Here is a 17993-nt window from a genome sequence, read left to right as displayed (position 1 = left end):
AAACGTTCGCTATTGGGCGGCGGGTCCGGGCGCGAAGAGGGTCGCGAGGGTCGGTGGGGGCAGTCCGGCGCGGCGGAAGATTTCGGCGGCGTCGGCGTGCTCGCGGGCCGCGGTCTCGGTGTCGCCGAGGGCGGCGTGAGCGGTGGCGCGCACCGCCAGCGCCCGCGCCCGGTCGAGTGGATCGGCCGCCTTGCTGAGCAGGCGCAGCGCCTGGGTCGCTTCGCATTCCGCGGCCGTGTCGTGCCCGGCGCGCAAATGGATCTGCGCCAGCCGCGTCCGGGCCCAGCCCTCCCACAGCCGCACCCCATTGCGATGGGCCATGCGCACGGATTCCTCGGCCAATTCCAGCGCGCGCTCGTGCTCGCCGAGCATGGATCGGGTGGCGGCCAGTTCATGGGTGGCCCAGCCCAGGGCGACCGCGTTCGCGCACTCCTTGGCCAGTTCGATGGCGCGTTCGGCCACCGCGATCGCCTCGGCGTACTGGCCCGACTCGCACAGCGTCCGGGTGGCCAGCGCGAGGATCCACGCCTCGAGCGACCGATCGTCGAGCGCGCGGGTCCAGGCGATGGCATTGGCGTAATGCCGGTGCGAATCCTTCGTATTGCCCACCCGGCGATCCGCCACCCCGAGCAGCACCTCCGCCAGCACCTGCAATCGGCGTTCGGCGTCGTCGGCGGGCTGCGAAATCGGCTGCAGGAACTCCAGACTCGCCTCCACCTCGCCGAGCCCGATCTGCATCATCGCGCCCAGCGCCACCCGAATCCGCCGCGCACTGGCGTGATCGCCGCCGCGAATCGCGGTGTCCAGCAGGCCCTTCAGGGCGTCGGCGAGCTCGCGGGCGCGGCTGCCGGTGTCCATGAGCTCGGCCATCACCCAGGCCAGGTCGGCGGCCAGCGCGACGGCCCGCCCGCCCAGCCGCGCCGCCTGCCGGTGCAGGGCGATGATCACCGGCCGCTCGATATCGTTCCAGCACTGCCCCTCCGCGCCGTCGGCGAAGGTGTGCCCGGGCACGGTGGTCGGCACCAGCAGCAGGGTGGTATTGCTGTAATCCAGTGTGCCGAGCAGGTTCTTGGTGCTGGCCAGGTAGTAGTCGAGCAGGCGGATGACGACCTCGGCCTCCCGCTCGGCGACATTGCGCGTGGACGCCGTCCCGGCCAGCCGCGCGCCGAACAGGCGCAGCAGATCGTGGAAGCGGTACCGGCCCGGCGCGGGCGTCTCGAGCAGGCTCAGATCCACCAGCGACTCGCACACCAGCTCGGCCTGCGGCACCGGCACACCCAGCAGCGCCGCCGCCCCGTCCACCGGAAAGTCCGGGACATCGGCGCGCGCGAGGGTGCGAAATGCCCTGGCCTGCTCGGTGTTCAGCTGTCCGTAGCCGAGGCGGAAGGCGGCGTCCAGGGTGAGATCGCCGGTCTGCAGCACCTCCAGTCGGCGGCCTTCGTCGGCGAGCCGTTCCACCAGTGAGGCGATCGTCCACTGCGGCCGCACCGCCAGTCGCGCCCCGACAATGCGCACGGCCAGCGGCAGGCAGGCGCACTGATCGATCACCGCGTAGGCCGCATCCCGTTCGGCCGCAACGCGTTCGGCACCGAGAATACGGGTCAGCAGCGCCATGGCCTCCTCACGCTCGAGCACATCGAGCCGAGTGCGCCGCACGGCGGGCAGCTCGGTCAGCGCGGAGCGACTGGTGATCAACACGGCCGTCCCGGGCGTGCCCGGCAGCAGCTGCGACACCTGGGCGCTGTCGCGAGCGTTGTCGAGCACCACGAGAATCCGCTTGTCGCTCAACAGCGTTCGCAGTTGCGCGGCCCGATCGTCGACGGTCGAGGGAATATCGCCCTCGGGCACCCCGAGCCCGCGCAGGAATCCGCCCAGGGCGTCCCCGGTGGTCACCGGCTCCGGGTCCACCCCGCGCAGGTTCACATACAGCTGCCCGTCGGGAAACCGGTCGCGCACCCGATGGGCGACATGCAGGGCGAGAGTGGTCTTGCCGACCCCGCCCATGCCGCCGACCGCCGAGATGGCCACCGCGGGCCCGCCGCCGGTGAGCTGGGCGGCGAGTTCCTCGGCGACCTGGGACCGACCGGTGAAATCGGCGATATCGGGCGGCAATTGGGCCGGGGTGGCCACGGTGCGGGCCGGTCGCAGCACCGGCGGCAGTTCGGCGCGCAGGATGCGCGCGTGCACCTCGCTCAATTCCGGGCCGGGCTCGACACCGACCCCGTCGACCAGGGCGCGGCGGGCGCGGCCGTATTCCTCGAGCGCCTCGGCCTGGCGGCCGCAGTGATACAGCGCGGTCATGAGCAGGGCGCGGAAGCGTTCCCGCAGCGGGTGCTCCTCGATGAGGGGCCCGAGTTCGGCGACCGCCTCGGCGCTGCGGCCGGTTTCGATATCGAGGGCGAGCCGGTCCTCGAGAATGGACAACCGCCACTCCTCGAGTCGGGCGCGCTGGCGTTCGGCGTACGGGCCGGGCAGTCCGCCCAGGGCCGCGCCCTCCCAGCGGCCCAGCGCCGATTCCAGGGTCTCGCGGGCGGTGGCCGGGTCCTCGTGGCGCAGCCGTTCGGCGGCGGCGACCTGCTCGTGGACCTCGTCGATATCGGTGTGGCCCTGGGGCAGCCGCAGCGCGTAACCGTCGCCGATGGAGATCAGCAGGGTGGAGGGCCCGCGATTGACGCGTTCGGGTTCGAGTTCGCGGCGCAGCTTGGCGACGTGGGTGCGCAGGGCCGGGACCGCGCGCAGGACCGGGTCCTCACCCCAGATGCCCTCCACGAGTTCGGCGGCGGTGACCGCCTTGCCCTCGCGCAGCAACAGCGCCGCGAGCACGGCACGCCGCTGGGGCGGACCCAAATCCAAGGGCGTGTCCCCGCGCCACGCACGGACCTCGCCCAGTACTGCAAACCTCAACAAACCGACCTCCCCGTTCGGCAGTGTAGAGGGACGGAGCCCGCACCGACTCGTCGACTATCTCGCATTGACTCGTCGACTATCCTGCACCGATCCCCACCCCTCACACTGGAGGATCGTCCCGGATGTCCGGCAGCATCAATCGATTGCGCTGAAGGATCCTCCGACCCTCGCACCCGCGCGGCCGCCGATTGGCCGGTCATTGGTGAATTCCAAGGGGCCCGACCGACTCTGATCGCGGGCATCCGGCCGAATTGGATGCCCCCGATCCTCCGGAGGCAGCCATGCGGGTCAAGTCCACCGCCGTCCTGGCGCTCTGCGCCGTCTCTTTCGGCCTGGCCGCCTGCAATGCGCCGAAAACACCGGCCGGTCCGACCATTACGCCCACGGCTCCGACCATTACGCCCACGGCTCCGGCCTTTTCGCCCACGGCTCCGGCGACCACCACCACGACCGCCGCGGCGACTCCGGTCACCGCGGGGTCGACGGTGCTGACCACCCCGTATCCGCCCAATCCCGGATTCGTTGCCATCACCCAGGAAGAGCTGAAGGGCACCCGGGGAACCCTGACCTACGATCTCCCGGTCCCGGGCCTCGGCGTCGCGAGCAAGGCCGTGAACTACGAGGCGGCACGGGGATTCAACGACTGCATGGCGATGGTGGCCGACAAGTACCTGACCACTTACAAGGACGCGCAGTGGGTGCGCGACGAGGGCAAGAACTCACGGGTCGAGCGCATCGGCCAGCACGTGCTGAGCGGTCTGCTGTCGGTGCAGATCTACAGCGGTGGCGCGCACCCGTTCGACAAGGAAGCCACCTGTGTGATCAATGCCGACACCTCGAGTCTGCTCACCCTGAAGGATGTCTTCGCCGACGAGACCAAGGGTCTGCAACTGCTGTCGGAGCAGTCGGCGAAGCTGCTCCCGGACACGCGCGCCGGTGCGGCGTTCATCAAGGCCGGAATCACGCCCACCCCCGAGAATTTCCAGGCCTGGACCGCCATACCCGAGGGGATGCACGTGTATTTCCCGCAGGGGCAGGTGGCTGCGCAGGCCGCCGGATCGGTCGACATCGTCATTCCGTGGACCGTGCTGCAGGCGCAGTTGAAGCCCGGCATGCTCGCGGTGCTGTCGAGTTGAGCGCGACACGGCCGCACCACGCCGGGAAACCGGAAGGCCGGTTCAACTCGGGACGTAACCTGAGGTCGTGGCGGTGATCGGCGGTGCGGCGCTGGCCGGGGGCGCGGGCGGAAAGGGCACGGCGCGACCGGGAATCGCCCTGGCCACCGTCACCGCGGTCCTGTTCGTCACCTTCCTCGACACCACCGTCGTCAGCGTCGCGCTGGCCGATATTCGCTCGGAGCTGAGCACCGATGTGGTGCTGCTGCAATGGGTCGTCAATGCCTACACGCTGGTGTTCGCCAGCCTCATGCTGGCCGCCGGATCACTGGGCGACCGGTGGGGCCGCAAGCGCGTGATGGTCGCCGGATTGGCGATCTTCTGTGTGGGATCGGTGCTTTCGGCGCTGGCGACCAGCGTGCCCCTGCTGATTGCCGGGCGCGCGGTCATGGGTCTGGGCGCGGCGGCCTCGGAGCCGGGGACATTGTCGATACTGCGGCAGGTCTTTCCGGACGCTCGGCGGCGGGCCAAGGCGCTGGGCGTGTGGTCGGCGGTGTCGGGTCTGGCCCTGGCCGCCGGTCCGGTGCTGGGCGGGGTGCTGGTCGATGCCTACGGGTGGCGTTCGATCTTCTGGTTCAACCTGATCATCGGCGTGGTGGTGGGCGCGGCCGCGCTGTGGTTCGTGCCGGAGAGCTCCGATCCACAACCGGGGCCGATGGATTGGGCCGGATCCCTGCTCGGTGCGGTCAGTCTCGCCGCGATCATCTACGCGGCCATCAGCGGCGAGCATCGCGGCTACGGCGCGGCCTCGGTGGTGGCGCTGTTCGTGGTCGGCGGGCTCGCGTTCCTGGGATTCGTGGCCGTCGAGACGCGAGTGCGCAATCCGGTCTTCGATTTCCGCTATCTGCGGCTGCCGCCGGTGCGCAGTGCGCTGGGGGTGGCGTTCGCCGTCTACTTCGGGGTGTTCTCGATCTTCTTCTTCACCGCGCTGTATCTGCAGGTGATGATTCACTATTCGGCCGCGCGCACGGCCGGGGTGTTCGCGCCGATGGCCGTGGCCATCATGCTGGGCTCGCTGGCGGCCGGATTCTGGGTGGCGCGCACCGACGCGCGGACCCCGATGATCATCGGGTGCGTGCTGAGCGCGGCCGGGATCCTGCTGACCCGCCACGCGCTGACCGGTTCGATCGGATTCGCCGAACTGTCGGCCACGCTCGCGCTGGCCGGACTCGGCTTCGGGATCGCCGTGGTGCCCTTGACCTCCGCGGTGCTGACCGGTGTGCCCGCCGAGCATTCGGGCATGGCGGCCGCGGCGACGAACACCATGCGACAGGTCGGTGCCGCGGTCGGCGTGGCGGTGCTCGGCTCGCTGGTGAACGGCTTCCTCACCGCCGATTTGGACCAGAAGCTGACCGAGCTGGGTTTGCCGAAGGAGTTGCAGCCCATCGCCGTCGACGCGGTGGAGCGGGGCCGCATTCCCTCCGGGGTGGATCTGGGGACCATGCTGAAATACGCGTCGAAGGTGCCCGAGGTCTTGGCGACCGGGACGGTGGCCTTCCACCACGGACTCGATGTGGCCCTGGTGGTTTCGGCGCTCATGATCCTCGCGGCGGCGGTACTGTCCGTGCTCACCCTCAGCGATTCGGGTGATTCGGGACGGTGGTGGCGCGAATTGCCGCCCGCCATGGGCGCTTTCGTCATGGCGACCGGAATCATCTCGGTGGGACTGCATCTCACCGGATTCGAGCTGCTGTCGCGGGCCGGGCTCGCGCTGGCCGCCATGGTGTGGCTGGCCCTGGCCACCGACTTCGTGTCCCGGCTGCTGTGGACGCACACCCGGTGGGAGACCGAGGCGGATACGCCGCCCGCGCTCATGGCGGTGTCCGCCACCTGTGTCCTCGGGGCCCGAATAGCCTTGCTCGGTTGGGATTTCGTGGCGACCGCGTTGTTGGTGATCGCGGTTATCCTCTGGCCGGTCCTGCTCACGCTGGTGATCGCCCACTGGAATCGGCGTATGCCCGGCGCGGTGTTCCTGGTCTGTGTGGCTACCGAGGGACTGGCCGTGCTCGGTGTCACCCTCGCCCAAGCAGGTGTGGGCGACTGGCTCGCCACGGCGGCCCTGGTCTGCTTCGTGCTCGGATTGCTGTTGTATCTGGCGGCCTTCGCGCATTTCGACCTCACCCAGATCTGGCGCGGGGCCGGAGACCAGTGGGTCATGACCGGCTCGATCGCCATTTCCGCGCTGGCCGCCTCGAAACTCGTCGGCTGGCACGGGTGGACGGGCACGGCGCATTCGACCCTGCGTGTACTGACCGTGGTGCTCGTCGGCATCAACCTCACCTTCTACGTGATCCTCCTGATCGCCGAGGTGGTGCGATTCCGGCCCGGCTACAACGTCCGCCGCTGGGCCACGGTGTTCCCGCTCGGCATGACGGCCGTCGCCGCGCTGTCCACCGGTGCCGCACTGGATTTGGGCGGGATCGCGACCCTGGGCAAGGCGCTGCTCGTGGTGGCCGCGGTGGTGTGGCTGCTGTTCGCGGCCGAGCTGATCCACACCTGGGCGACCGGCGGCCGACGCGATACCGAGGCCGTCCCCGCCGAAAAATAAGTGGCGCGAGCCGGGTTCGTCCCGGCAGCATGTCGGACATGTTCGCGCAGCCCATCGTCGCTTCGCCCGCAGTCGCGGGCGCGATGGCGGCTGCCCTGGGTGTCGCGGCCGCCGCTGTGGTCGCCGCGTTCGACGGCGCACGACGCTGACCTTCTCCGGGACGTCCCGGACCTCAGACGGGGAAGGTCGGCTCACCGCTGAGGTCCCTCGAAACCCCGACTCCCAGACGGAGATTCCTCATGGCCAAGCAGGCCTATGTCCGCACCAAGCCGCACGTCAATATCGGCACCATGGGTCATGTCGACCACGGCAAGACCACCCTCACCGCCGCCATCACCAAGGTCCTGGCCGAGCGCGGCGGCACCGCCTTCGTCCCGTTCGACCGCATCGACCGGGCCCCGGAGGAGATCGAGCGCAGCATTACCATCAATATCGCGCACGTCGAATACGAAACGGCCACAAGGCATTACGCGCACGTGGACATGCCGGGCCACGCCGACTTCGTGAAGAACATGATCACCGGCGCGGCCCAGCTGGACGGCGCGATCCTGGTGGTGTCGGCCGACGACGGCGTCATGCCGCAGACCAGCGAGCACGTGCTGCTGGCCAAGCAGGTGGGTGTCGAGCACATCGTGGTCGCGCTCAACAAGGCCGACGTCGCCGACGGCGAGCTGCTCGAGCTCATCGAACTCGAGGTGCGAGAGCTGCTGTCCGCCAATGGCTTCGACGGCGAGGGCGCACCCGTGATCCCGGTCTCCGGGCTGCGGGCGCTGCACGGCGACGAGCACTGGGCCGGACAGCTGCTGCGGCTGCTCGACGCGGTCGACGAGTACGTCCCGATGCCGGTCCGCTACACGGACGCCCCGTTCCTCATGCCGGTGGAGAACGTACTCACCATCACCGGCCGCGGCACCGTCGTGACCGGTGCGGTGGAGCGCGGGCGCGTCCGCGCCGGTGACCGCGTCTCGGTACTGGGCTTCGGCGGCGAACTGGAGTCGGTGGTCACCAGCGTCGAGACCTTCGGCCGCACAATGGAATCGGCCGAGGCGGGCGACAATGTCGCCCTGCTGCTCCGCGGCGTACAACGCGGTCAGGTGGCCCGCGGCCAGGTGGTCGCGGCGGTCGGCAGCATCGCCGTGCACGCCGGGTTCACCGCCCGCGTACACCTGCTGACGGCCTCGCAGGGCGGCCGCCGCACCCCCATCGCCACCGGTTACCGCCCGCAGTTCTTCCTGCGCACCGGTGACGTCTCCGGCCACGTGGTCCTCCCGGAGGGCCGCGCGAACCCGGGCGACACCGTCGAGCTGTCGGTCACCCTCGACCGCGCGGTCCCACTGGAGCCGGGCCTCGGCTTCGCGGTCCGCGAGGGCAACCTCACGGTCGCCGCGGGCACCGTGCTCACCGTCGGCTAGCCCGCCGCCGGTACCGCCGAATCGATCCCGGTCCGAGCCGTGCGCTCGGGCCGGGATACCGGGTTTTGGGCGGAATGTCGCTATTGTTTCGCCATGACCACCCGTTGCCAGAAGATCGCTGTCGCTGTGGGAGTGGCCGCCCTGGCCCTCGCCGGTTGCTCCTCGAATTCGAAGAGCGATTCGGACAAGATCGATGTTGGAGTCCTGGTCATCACCATGTTCGACCCGGAGAACGAGGTGTGGTTGCAGCGTGAGCAGTTGCCCACGACCGTGGATGTGCCGGGGGCGTTCAAGCCGGTGCGGTGCAATGCCGACAAGCTGTGTGTGGCCGAGACCGGGCAGGGGAAGGCCAATGCGGCCACCACCATGATGGCCATTCTGGGCAGTGACAAGTTCGACTTCTCCAAGGCCTATTTCGTCACCGCCGGAATCGCCGGAACGCCGCCCGAGCAGGGCACTCTCGGCGGTGCGGCGTGGGCGCGGTGGGTGGTGGACTTCGATCTGGGCAACCACCTCGAACCGGCCGCGGCACCGGATGTTCCGTTCGGCTTCCGCCCGGTGGAGGACTACAACACCGCCGCCTATGAACTCGACGGGGCGCTGGTGGACAAGGCGTACGAATGGACCAAGGACGCGAAGCTCGCCGATAGCCCGGACGCGGCCGCCGAGCGCGCCCAGTACCCGGGGCAGGAGGGCCGCACGCCTTCGGTCATGAAGTGCGACACCATGACCGGCGACGACTTCTTCTCCGGCAAGTTCCTCTCCGACACCGCGGGCTACATCATGAAGGACCGCACCAAGGGCGCGGGCACCTACTGCACCACGCAGATGGAGGACAACGCCACCGCCACGGCCCTGAAGGCGCACGGCTACCTGAACCGCTATCTGTCGCTGCGCACCATGAGCAATTTCGACCAGCCCTACCCGGGCCAGTCCGTGGTCCAGCATCTGGACCAGATCAGCGGCGGCTTCAAGATCGCCTTGGAGAACCAGTACACCCTGGGCAAGACCGTCGCCGAGCAGCTGTTGAAGAACCCGCCGACCAGCTGAGCATGGCCCCGCCCGCCAGCTGAGCATGGCCGGGATTCTCTGGTCCGGGACGCCGACGATCCCGGACCATGGGGTCCATGGAACGCGGGCACTACGGTGACGATCATCGGGCATTCGCCGAATTGGCGCGGGGATTCGTGCGCAAGGAGGTCGCGCCGCACTATCTGGAATTCGAGGCGGCCGGGATCGTGCCGCGCTCGGTCTTCGCGCGGGCGGGGGAGTTGGGGCTGCTCGGCTTCGCGGTGCCGCGGGACTACGGCGGGCTCGGGGTCGACGACTTCCGGTTCAATCAGATCCTCATCGAGGAATTCATGGCGGGCGACTGCGCCGGGGTCGGGCTGAATTTCGCGCTGCACAACGACATTTGCACGCCCTACCTGGTGAACCTGACCACCGAGGAACAGCGCGAGCGGTGGCTGCCCGGCTTCGTCGCCGGGACCTCGATCGCCGCCATCGGCATGACCGAGCCGGGCGCGGGTTCGGATGTGGCCGGAATCCGCACTGCCGCGGTCGATATGGGTGATCACTTCCTGGTCAACGGCGCGAAGACGTTCATTACCAATGGCATCAACGCCGATCTGGTCATCACCGCCGTCCGCACCTCGCCCGAACGGCATCGCGGACTGAGCCTGCTGGTGCTCGAGCGCGGCATGGCGGGCTTCGAACGCGGCCGCAATCTCGAGAAGCTGGGTCTGAAGTCGCAGGACACCGCCGAGCTGACCTTCACCGACGTCCGTGTCCCCAAGGCGAATGTGCTGGGCGAGGTGGGCCGGGGGTTCGAATACCTGATGGGCAATCTGCCGCAGGAGCGCATGCAGATCGCGGTCGCCTGCCTGGCGCGGGCGCGCGTCGCCCTGGAGCTCACGATCGAATACGTCGGTGCGCGTCGGGCTTTCGGCCAGCCCGTCGGGGCGTTTCAGAACACGAAGTTCACCCTCGCGGACGTATCGACGGAGATCGCCGTGACGGAGGCCTTCATCGACAAGTGTGTGCTCGAGCTCAATGCCGGTCGGTTGACTCCCGCCGATGCGGCCAAGGCCAAACTGTGGGCCTCGGAAATGGAATTCCGCTGTATCGACCGCTGCCAACAGCTCTTCGGCGGCTACGGCTACATGCGCGAATACCCGATCGCCCGCGCCGCCGCCGACGCCCGGATCACCCGCGTCTACGGCGGCACCTCCGAGATCATGCGCGAAATCATCGGACGCGATCTGAAACTCGACGGGCCGCGATAATTGCCCTGTGGCCGCCGGGAATTCAGCCCGGTCGCGGCAGTCCGCCTCGGGCGTGCGGAGATTTGCTCTGGGCGTGCGGAATTCGCCTCGGGCGTGCGGAGATTCGCCCTGGCCGCGCGGAATTCGCCCCGGCCACTCGGTGATTCGCCGCTACGGCGTGAACCGGGAGCCCTTCGCGACCCACGCCCCGCGCCCGCGCACCGTGATCGACCACCGACCCCGGCGACCCGCGTCCACGATCAACCCGCGCCGCTCCAGCCGGGCCACCGCCGCGCGCGCCGCCCACGTGGTGATCCCGGCATTGGACGCCAGCTGGTCGACGGTGAGCAGCCCGCCCGGGGCGAGCACGCCGAGCACCGCGTATTCCGCGGCGAGACCGGACCTCATGCCTGCCTCGCCCGCGTCCGGGTGATCGACCGGCGCGGTCGCACCGACTCGATGTCCACCAGCTCGGCGAGCAGCGACACGATGTGCGGGCTCACATGCTCGGGAGTCGGCACCAGCACCGCGTCCACGTGCGTCTGGCGAACCAGGGCGAGCAGCCCTAGCGCCGGTAGTTCCGAGGGGGTCAGCAGGGTGTATCCGAGCGTGCGCGCCAGTCTGCGGCATTGCGCCATATCCCAGGCCAGCGCGCGTCCCGAGACGTCGGGGTCGATGTAGGTCAAGGCAATCGCTTGTGCCCTCATGACCAACCTCTCGTCACGAGAACGCGATTCGCTACGTCCACCACGCGAAGGGGCAGCAAAAGTACAGTGTCGCCAGCCGGAAGGACAGTGCTGCCAGCGAAAGGACAGTACGGTTCAGCGTTTCAGGCCATGCGCGGACGCGATGAGACGCTCCATGACCGTGCGCGGCAGGAGGCGGCGAATCGCGAACATGACCGGTGCGTTGCTGCCCACCGCGTACAGCGGCCTGGGTCGCTGCGAGTTCGCCGCCGCGACAATCGTTTCGGCCACTTGCTCCGGTGCGATGCCCTTGCTCATCCGTTCGTCGAGCACGGCCATGAACTTGGTGAATTCGGCGGTGTGCGGCGAACCCTCGTCGAGGTATTTGCTGCGGCGTTCGCTCAGACCGGTATTGATCTGTCCCGGCTCCACGGTGGTGATCCACACCCCGAACGGGGATTCCTCGAACCGTGCGGCGGTGGCGAATCCGCGCAGGGCGGCCTTGGTCGCCACATAGGACGAGCGGTAGGCCATGGGGAAGCTGCCGAGCATGGACCCGACCATGACGACCCGTCCGTACCCGCGCTCGCGCATGCCGGGCAGCACGGCCTGGGTGAGGGTGATCGCCCCGAACACATTGAGCCGGAACAGTCTTTCGATGGCCTCGCCGGGCAGCTCCGCCAGCGGCCCGGCCTGGCTCTCACCCGCATTGTTGACCAGCACATCGACCGGGCCGAGGTCGGCGACGAACCGTTGAATGGACTCCGCGTCCGTCAGATCGAGGGCGCGATAGTCGACGCCGGGCACGCGGTCGGCCGCGGCCAGCGAGTCGGGATTGCGGCTGGTGCCGATCACCTTGTGGCCTGCGGCGGCGAAGGCGGCGGCGGTGGCCTTGCCGATGCCGGAGGACGCGCCGGTGACCAGAACGGTGCGAGTCGTTGTACTGCTCATGGCAGCACGTTATCGGGTGCGGCGTGCGGGTGCCGCGGGGGTGCAGCGTGCCTGTCGGCGTTCGGCCGCGGATTCGCTGGTTACCGAGCGGACGCCGAGCCAGATGCCGAGGCCGAACGCGGGCACCGCCAATGCGGGAATGAGCAGGAAGGCGGTGGAACTCATGGTGGCGTGACCTCGATTGCTGGTCGTCCGGGCCGACCTACATGAATCGCGCTGACCGCGCGGCCGTTACGTGACGAATCTGTCCGATGCGCCACACCGGGTGGTCTGCCGTTGATATGTTTCGCCAACCCGATGGGGAACAGATGAGGGTCGGGAGAAGTCGAAGAGGACCGCGTACATGTTCGACTGGGATCTAGCCAGGAATACCTCCAGCGTGCACATCATGACGCAGCTCGCGGAGGAACGGGGAATGCGGACGGGGGATTGTCTGGCGGGGGCCGGACTCTCGCCGTCGGCCGTGGCCGACGCGAATACCGAAGTCACCGCCCGGCAGGAACTCGCCGTGGTGCGGAATCTGCTCGCGCGCTTCGGGGATGAGCCGGGGCTCGGGGTGGAGGCGGGCAGTCGGTATCACATTTCGGTGTACGGGCCGTGGGGATTGGCGCTGCTGGCCAGCCGGACGCTGCGCGACGCGGTGGAGGTGGCACTGCGGTACGTGGAGCTGGCCTTCGCGTTCGGGCAGTTGAGTTTCGTGGAGGTCGGCGGCGAAGGGGTGCTGCGCTTCGATGATCACGAAGTGCCCGAGGACGTGCGGGCCTTCCTGGCCGAGCGGGTCATGACCGGCATCCAGATGATCGGGCGGGAGCTGTTCTCGGTGGGAGTTCCCGTGCGGCGCTTGAGTTTCCGGCACGCGTCGCCGACCGATACCGCGCGCTACCGGTCGGTGTTCGGGCTCGAACCGTGCTTCGGCGCGGTCGAGCACGAACTGGTCTTCGACGCCGCGTATCTGGATGTGCCGCTGCCGCAGGCCAATGAGTGGGCGCGGCGCAATTGCGAGCAGATGTGCCGGGATCTGTTGGCGCGGCGGCACGCCCGCTCGGGGGTGGCGGGTGCGGTGCGGGATCTGCTGGTGCGCAATCCGGGGGAGATTCCCGATCAATCCGAGGTCGCGGCCGAGCTTTTCGTGAGCCCGCGCACCCTGTCGCGGCGGTTGCACGAGGAGGGCACCTCGTTCCGGGCGCTGCTGGACGAGGTGCGCCAGGCCCTGTCGGAGGAATTGCTCGACCACACCGATATGACCACCGAGCAGGTGGCGGCCCGGCTCGGGTACGCCGAGGCCGCCTCCTTCATTCGCGCGTTCCGGCGGTGGAAGGGTTGTCCGCCACAGGAATACCGGGCCCGCGGGCTGCGGGCCCGGGTGCCGGAACCGGTGTGATCAACTGGTGGCGGTCAGGAACGTGCCTGCGTGCAGTGTGGTGCCGAATCCCGGTGTGAATTCACCGTATTCGTAGACCGGGTGGCCGCCCACAACGGTGGCGGCCACCGCGCGATCATTGCGATTGACCATCCGATTCAGGCCCGGGACACCCGGGAACGGGGCTTCGGCGTATTCGCTGCTGGATCCGTCGAAACCCGCGGGGTCGACCACGGCGATATCGGCGCGCGCCCCGACCGCGAGTCGGCCCGCGTCCAGGCCGTACCAGTCGGCGAGTTCGCCGGTGACACGGTGAATGGCGGCCTCGATCGGCAGGAACCCGCGCCGGTGCGCGCGTTCGAGCAGCCGCAGGCCGAAGTTGTAGAAGGCCATATTGCGCAGGTGCGCACCGGAATCGGCGAAACCGACCTGCATGACCGGTGAGCGCTGGAGCCGGTCCAGGACCTCCTCGCGGTCATTGGCGATGACCGTGCGCCAGCGCAGCCGCGCACCGTGCGCGACGGCCAGATCCAGCAGGGCGTCGGCCGGATCGATGCCGCGCTCGTCGGCGACCGCCCCGAACGACTTGCCCTCGACCTCCTTTTCCGGGCAGGACACGATGACCGCGTCGTAGAGGTCCCGATTCCATACGCGCGGACCGTATTTCTTGGCCAGGTCCTTGCGGAACTGTCGGCGGTAGCCCTCGTCGGCCAGCAGTTCGCCGCGCTTCATGACATCGCGAATATTGAGCGCGGCGACACCGGAGCCGAATTCCTCGAACACCACCAGATCGACGCCGTCGGCGTACACCTCGAACGGCACCGGCAGATGCTGCCACCGGAACTGGGCTCCGCCAACGGTATTCGCGATCCAGGCGGCCGCGGTCGCGGCCCGCGCGGTGGTGCGATCGGCCTTGACGTCCATGCCCGCGATGAGAGTTGTCTTGAGCGGCTTGCGGATTCGCCCGGCGCTCTCGGCGAAGTAGCGGCCGATCTCGGCGCGGGAGGTCAGGTTCGGGGTGCTCTGATGCACCCGGCCGCGGCGGCGCAGAATCGCGTTGAGGGCCCGGTATTCGCGCCAGGTCGCGTACGTGGACGGCAGCTGGCGGGTCGGGAAACGCACGCCCTCCAGCTTGGAGAACGAGCTGCGGATGGTGGACAGGCCGAGGAATCCGGCGTCGAGGGCCTCCTCGAGCATGGCGCACATGCGTTTCAGCTCGGCGTCGGTCGGCGCGGCGTGGGCGTCGACGGCGCGGGCCAGGCCCATGACCGTGACGCGCATGTCCGAATGGCCCAGGAACGCGGCCACATTCGCGCCGAGCGGGCGATCGGCGATGGCCTTCGCGTAGGTGTGCGGGCCGTCCCAATCCTTGTGCTCCTTGACCGCCCCGTGCACCGCGTCCCACGGCAGGGCCTCCACGCGCGCGAACAGGTCGGCGCAGTCCTCGGCCTCGGAGTACACCGTGGACAGCGAGCAGTTGCCCAGCACCACCGAGGTCACACCGTGCCGGACGGATTCGCCCAGGCCGGGATTGCCGAGCACTTCGGCGTCGTAGTGGGTGTGCACATCGAGCATGCCGGGCAGCACCCACTTGTCGACGGCGTCGATCGTGCGCACCCCCTCGGGCAGGTCCGCGCCGATGGCGGCGACCTTGCCGTCGCTGACCCCGACATCGGCCCGCACGCCCGGTCTCCCGGTCCCGTCGAATACCGTGCCGCCGCGAATGACCAAGTCGCACTGAGCCATCTCGCACCACCCTGTTCTTCATACCGCCGTTTTCACTACCTACGGGAGTATGCGCCGGGGTCAGCGTCGCGGGAAGGCGACGGTCGCGGTCGGGGCGCGGTGATCCGGGCCGGGGACGCGCTGAACCGAGGCCGTCACGGGGTGCAGACCGCGCACGAGCAGGTGATCCAGGCGGGCGAGGGGAAAGGTGCTGGGCCAGGTGAATCCGGGTCCCGAACCCGGGATGAGCTGGGCGTCGGTGTAGCCGGGGGCGAACGATGCCCAGTGGCGGTCGGTGGTCGCGGTATTGAAGTCGCCCGCCACGAGCACGTGCGGTGCCCGCTCGGTGCTCAGTTGGCGCGATAGGACTTTCAGGCCCTCGTTGCGGGTGGCGGTGTCGGCCGGGCGGATCGAGGGCAGGTGCACCACGTAGACCACCAGATCGCCGTACGGGGTATCGACGTGGGTGCGCAGCCCGCGCTGCCAGCCGATGCCGACATCGGCGGTGGTGGTGTCGGAGGTCGGATAGCGGCTCCACAGGGCCACCGTGCCGCGCTCCTCGTGATAGGGGTAGGCGGCATCGAGGATGCGCTGAATCGGCGGGCGGTCGGCACCGGCGAACTCCTGGACGGCAATCAGGTCCGCGTTGGTGGCCACGAGGGCACGGGCGGTGGACACGGGGGAAGGGTTGTCGGCGAAGAGGTTCTGCGAGACGACCTTCACTGTGCCCGACGACGACGGTGCGGTGGCCGCGGCCGTCGGCGCCCACCAGGAACCGAAGGTGTAGGCCCACACCAGCAGCGGTGCGATGAACGCCGCGGCACCCGCCGGGCGGCGACACAGCACCGCCACCACCGCGAGGACCGGGACCGGGGCGATGAGCCACGGCGCGGCGGTATCGAGGGCGACACCCAGGCCGAAGGCATCGGGTATCCGGTCGTGCGCGGCCAGCAGCACCGTGAGAAGTGCTGCGGCGGCGACGAATACGAGAGTGCCGGATTTCATTGGGCGGGGCAGAGGCGTCGGGGGCTGGCGTCGCCCTTCAACTGGGCGTCGACGCAGCCGCCGGGCAGGCCGTGGTAGTCGGCGGTGCCGAAGTTGGCCGTGACCGTGAGCTCACCGTCGCCGAAGACGCTGCGCTGCACCAGGTGATCGTCGCTGAGCCAGCGGAAATCGCTCATGGGCAGGGTGGCCGCCCGCTCGTGCAGGGGTGCGAAGAACTGTTGCAGCCGGGCCATTTCGGGGCCGTGCTCTTGCAGCGTCTTGCCGTCCAACACGAAGTTGAGCGGGGTGTTGTTGAGCATGGCGGTCAGCGCCCGCATCGTCTCCTGCTGCGGCAGTTTGTAATACGACAGCTCCCAGCGATCGACATTGACCAGCGAGTCGTGCAGGACGGTCTCGTAGAGCGGCACCCGGTACACCGGATCGAACATGGCGGTGATCAGATCGGCGGGCAGATCCACCGGCTGGAAGAACACCTTGGGCGCGGTATCGGGATACCAGGCACCCCAGGCCTGACGGTCGCGCTGCAGCGTCCACAGGCGATCCGAAATCGGGTTCTGGGCACCGTGATCGAAGGCCAGGACCGGGGCCGCCCAGGAGCCCGCGGCCTCCGAACCCAGGACCGTCTTGCGGTCCTCGGACAGCCAGCGCATGCGGGCCAGGCGATTGTCGCGGTCTTGCCGCTGCGTCATGGGATGGGCGGGGGTGGCGTCGTCGAAGAACTCGCCCGCGGCGTCGACGTCGAGGAAGTAGCTGTTCGCGCCATTGGCGGTCATGGCGGCGTAGCGGTCCCGGTAGAGCGCCGGATCCTGGTTCAGCGCTTGAGAACTCAGGTAGCAGCCGCGATTGCCGAAGCCGGTCTCCGGGGTGCCCTTCGCGTCGTGGACGCAGCCGTCGGGCCACACGGTGCCCAGCCAGCGGGAGGACGGATTGTCCGCGGTGGCGGGATCCTGGGCATTGGCCCACGAATCGTAGGGGCCCGCAAGGTATCCCGCGTTCTTCGCCGCGGTGACGGCCGCCTCGGACATCGGGTCGTTGCCGGAGTCGTAGCCGAGCCACATCTTCGACAGGCCGAGAGTCTTCATCTGCGCGATGGCCTCGGGAGTGCGAGCCTCGCCCCACAGGTACGCGTGGAAAGCGCCGAGGAGCCGGGCGATCTCGGGGTTCTGGTCGATCTTGTCGTGCAGGGAACGGAATTCGCCGTGCCGGATGAGCCAGGCGCGGTAATCCTTGGCGGCCGCGACGGGGGAGGCGTCGGTGAGGGCGAAGTCGACGGTGTAGTCGCTGGTGCCCGCGCGAGCGGCGAAATCGTGGGTGGCGTCGGCGATCAGCCTGCCGCCCTCCGAATTCACCGTGACGCTGCTGCCGATATCGGTGGGCACGATGTAGCCGACGCCGCGATCGCCCACGCGGTAACCCCAGAACGGCATGGTCAAAGCGGAGGAGAGCGGAAGGGATTCGCCGATCAGACCGGTGTCGGGGCCATTCCAGAACGGGTCGCGGACCGGGAGGGACAGGCCCTCGCCGCGCGGGAGTTGCAGGGCCGAGCTCGCCGCGTCGGTGCCGGTGACGGGCCATCGCAGGGAGCCGTCGCGGTCGCTGTGGACGGTGACGCGCAGACGACCGTCCTCCGCGGTGGCGGAGACGGTCAGCGCCCGATCCGGATACGACCAGGTCGCCGTCGCGCCGGTGACGCGCACCGGGCCGGTCGCGCCGAGAGCGTCGCCCGCCGGTGCGGAGAGCTCATAGGACTTGCCGTCGGCGTTCGCGGTGACACCCAGGGTTTTGGTGTCGACCCGAGCCGTGCCGCCGCCCATCGGGATAGCCACGTAATTGCCGTCAATGGTCGGCGTCGGTGCGGTCGCGTCCTTCCCGCAGGCCGTGAGTCCGGCGGCGGCCACCCCGAGAATGGCCAGGACGGCCGGGGTGCGATGCGGTATCCGAAGTCTCATGGCCGCCACGC

14 protein-coding genes are annotated in these 17993 nt (G+C 69.0%); 6 read left to right on the top strand and 8 right to left on the bottom strand.

The window, feature by feature from the left end; translation table 11 throughout:
• Nucleotides 1–9: 9 nt before the first annotated feature.
• Nucleotides 10–2853 (bottom strand): AfsR/SARP family transcriptional regulator, encoded by a 2844-nt coding sequence (locus VMT40_RS30250; protein ID WP_326362461.1) that lies wholly within the window; start codon nt 2851–2853, stop codon nt 10–12.
• A gap of 335 nt (nt 2854–3188) precedes the next feature.
• On the opposite strand from VMT40_RS30250, the gene VMT40_RS30245 reads away from it, so the two are divergent.
• From VMT40_RS30245 to VMT40_RS30225, 5 genes are all read left to right on the top strand, one after another.
• Complete coding sequence (locus tag VMT40_RS30245; protein WP_326362460.1) at nt 3189–4043, top strand: RsiV family protein; 855 nt, start codon at nt 3189–3191, stop codon at nt 4041–4043.
• Nucleotides 4044–4110: 67 nt separating this feature from the next.
• Nucleotides 4111–6630, top strand: coding sequence for an MFS transporter (locus VMT40_RS30240; RefSeq protein WP_326362458.1), 2520 nt, complete (start codon nt 4111–4113; stop codon nt 6628–6630).
• Between the two features lie 239 nt (nt 6631–6869).
• Nucleotides 6870–8042, top strand: a complete 1173-nt coding sequence (tuf, locus tag VMT40_RS30235) for an elongation factor Tu (protein WP_326362457.1) — start codon at nt 6870–6872, stop codon at nt 8040–8042.
• A 93-nt stretch (nt 8043–8135) separates the two neighbouring features.
• Entirely contained in the window at nt 8136–9092 is a 957-nt protein-coding gene (locus tag VMT40_RS30230) for a purine-nucleoside phosphorylase (RefSeq protein ID WP_326362456.1), read from the top strand.
• Between the two features lie 77 nt (nt 9093–9169).
• The gene (locus VMT40_RS30225; RefSeq protein WP_326362454.1) at nt 9170–10327 is read left to right on the top strand and encodes an acyl-CoA dehydrogenase family protein; all 1158 of its coding nucleotides are present in this window, start codon (nt 9170–9172) and stop codon (nt 10325–10327) included.
• Nucleotides 10328–10477: 150 nt separating this feature from the next.
• On the opposite strand, the gene VMT40_RS30220 is transcribed toward VMT40_RS30225, so the two are convergent.
• The 4 genes from VMT40_RS30220 to VMT40_RS30205 form a co-directional block, all read right to left on the bottom strand.
• A complete protein-coding gene (locus VMT40_RS30220; protein WP_326362452.1) occupies nt 10478–10714 on the bottom strand; it encodes a MarR family transcriptional regulator in 237 nt (78 codons plus the stop codon).
• Nucleotides 10711–11013, bottom strand: coding sequence for a hypothetical protein (locus tag VMT40_RS30215; protein ID WP_326362451.1), 303 nt, complete (start codon nt 11011–11013; stop codon nt 10711–10713). Before VMT40_RS30215 ends, VMT40_RS30220 begins: the two co-directional genes overlap by 4 nt.
• 114 nt (nt 11014–11127) lie before the next feature.
• Complete coding sequence (locus tag VMT40_RS30210; protein ID WP_326362449.1) at nt 11128–11943, bottom strand: SDR family oxidoreductase; 816 nt, start codon at nt 11941–11943, stop codon at nt 11128–11130.
• A gap of 9 nt (nt 11944–11952) precedes the next feature.
• Nucleotides 11953–12108 carry a hypothetical protein gene (locus tag VMT40_RS30205; RefSeq protein WP_326362448.1) on the bottom strand — a complete coding sequence of 52 codons (156 nt, stop codon included), beginning with the start codon at nt 12106–12108 and terminating at the stop codon, nt 11953–11955.
• Between the two features lie 223 nt (nt 12109–12331).
• Here VMT40_RS30205 and VMT40_RS30200 point away from each other — a divergent pair, with 223 nt between their 5' ends.
• A complete protein-coding gene (locus VMT40_RS30200; RefSeq protein ID WP_326362447.1) occupies nt 12332–13324 on the top strand; it encodes an AraC family transcriptional regulator in 993 nt (330 codons plus the stop codon).
• On the opposite strand, the gene VMT40_RS30195 is transcribed toward VMT40_RS30200, so the two are convergent.
• From VMT40_RS30195 to VMT40_RS30185, 3 genes are read right to left on the bottom strand one after another with little or no spacing between them, the layout of a single operon-like run.
• Entirely contained in the window at nt 13325–15049 is a 1725-nt protein-coding gene (locus VMT40_RS30195) for an N-acyl-D-amino-acid deacylase family protein (RefSeq protein WP_326362446.1), read from the bottom strand.
• A 60-nt stretch (nt 15050–15109) separates the two neighbouring features.
• Nucleotides 15110–16033, bottom strand: coding sequence for an endonuclease/exonuclease/phosphatase family protein (locus VMT40_RS30190; RefSeq protein ID WP_326362444.1), 924 nt, complete (start codon nt 16031–16033; stop codon nt 15110–15112).
• Nucleotides 16030–17982: a glycoside hydrolase gene (locus VMT40_RS30185; protein WP_326362443.1), complete on the bottom strand. Its 1953-nt coding sequence runs from the start codon at nt 17980–17982 to the stop codon at nt 16030–16032. Before VMT40_RS30185 ends, VMT40_RS30190 begins: the two co-directional genes overlap by 4 nt.
• Between the last annotated feature and the right edge of the window lie 11 nt (nt 17983–17993).

This window comes from Nocardia sp. CDC160, assembly GCF_035818795.1.
Lineage (GTDB): Bacteria > Actinomycetota > Actinomycetes > Mycobacteriales > Mycobacteriaceae > Nocardia.
The sequence above is the reverse complement of the archived record's forward strand: the minus strand, read 5'-3'. Positions and strand labels throughout refer to the sequence as shown.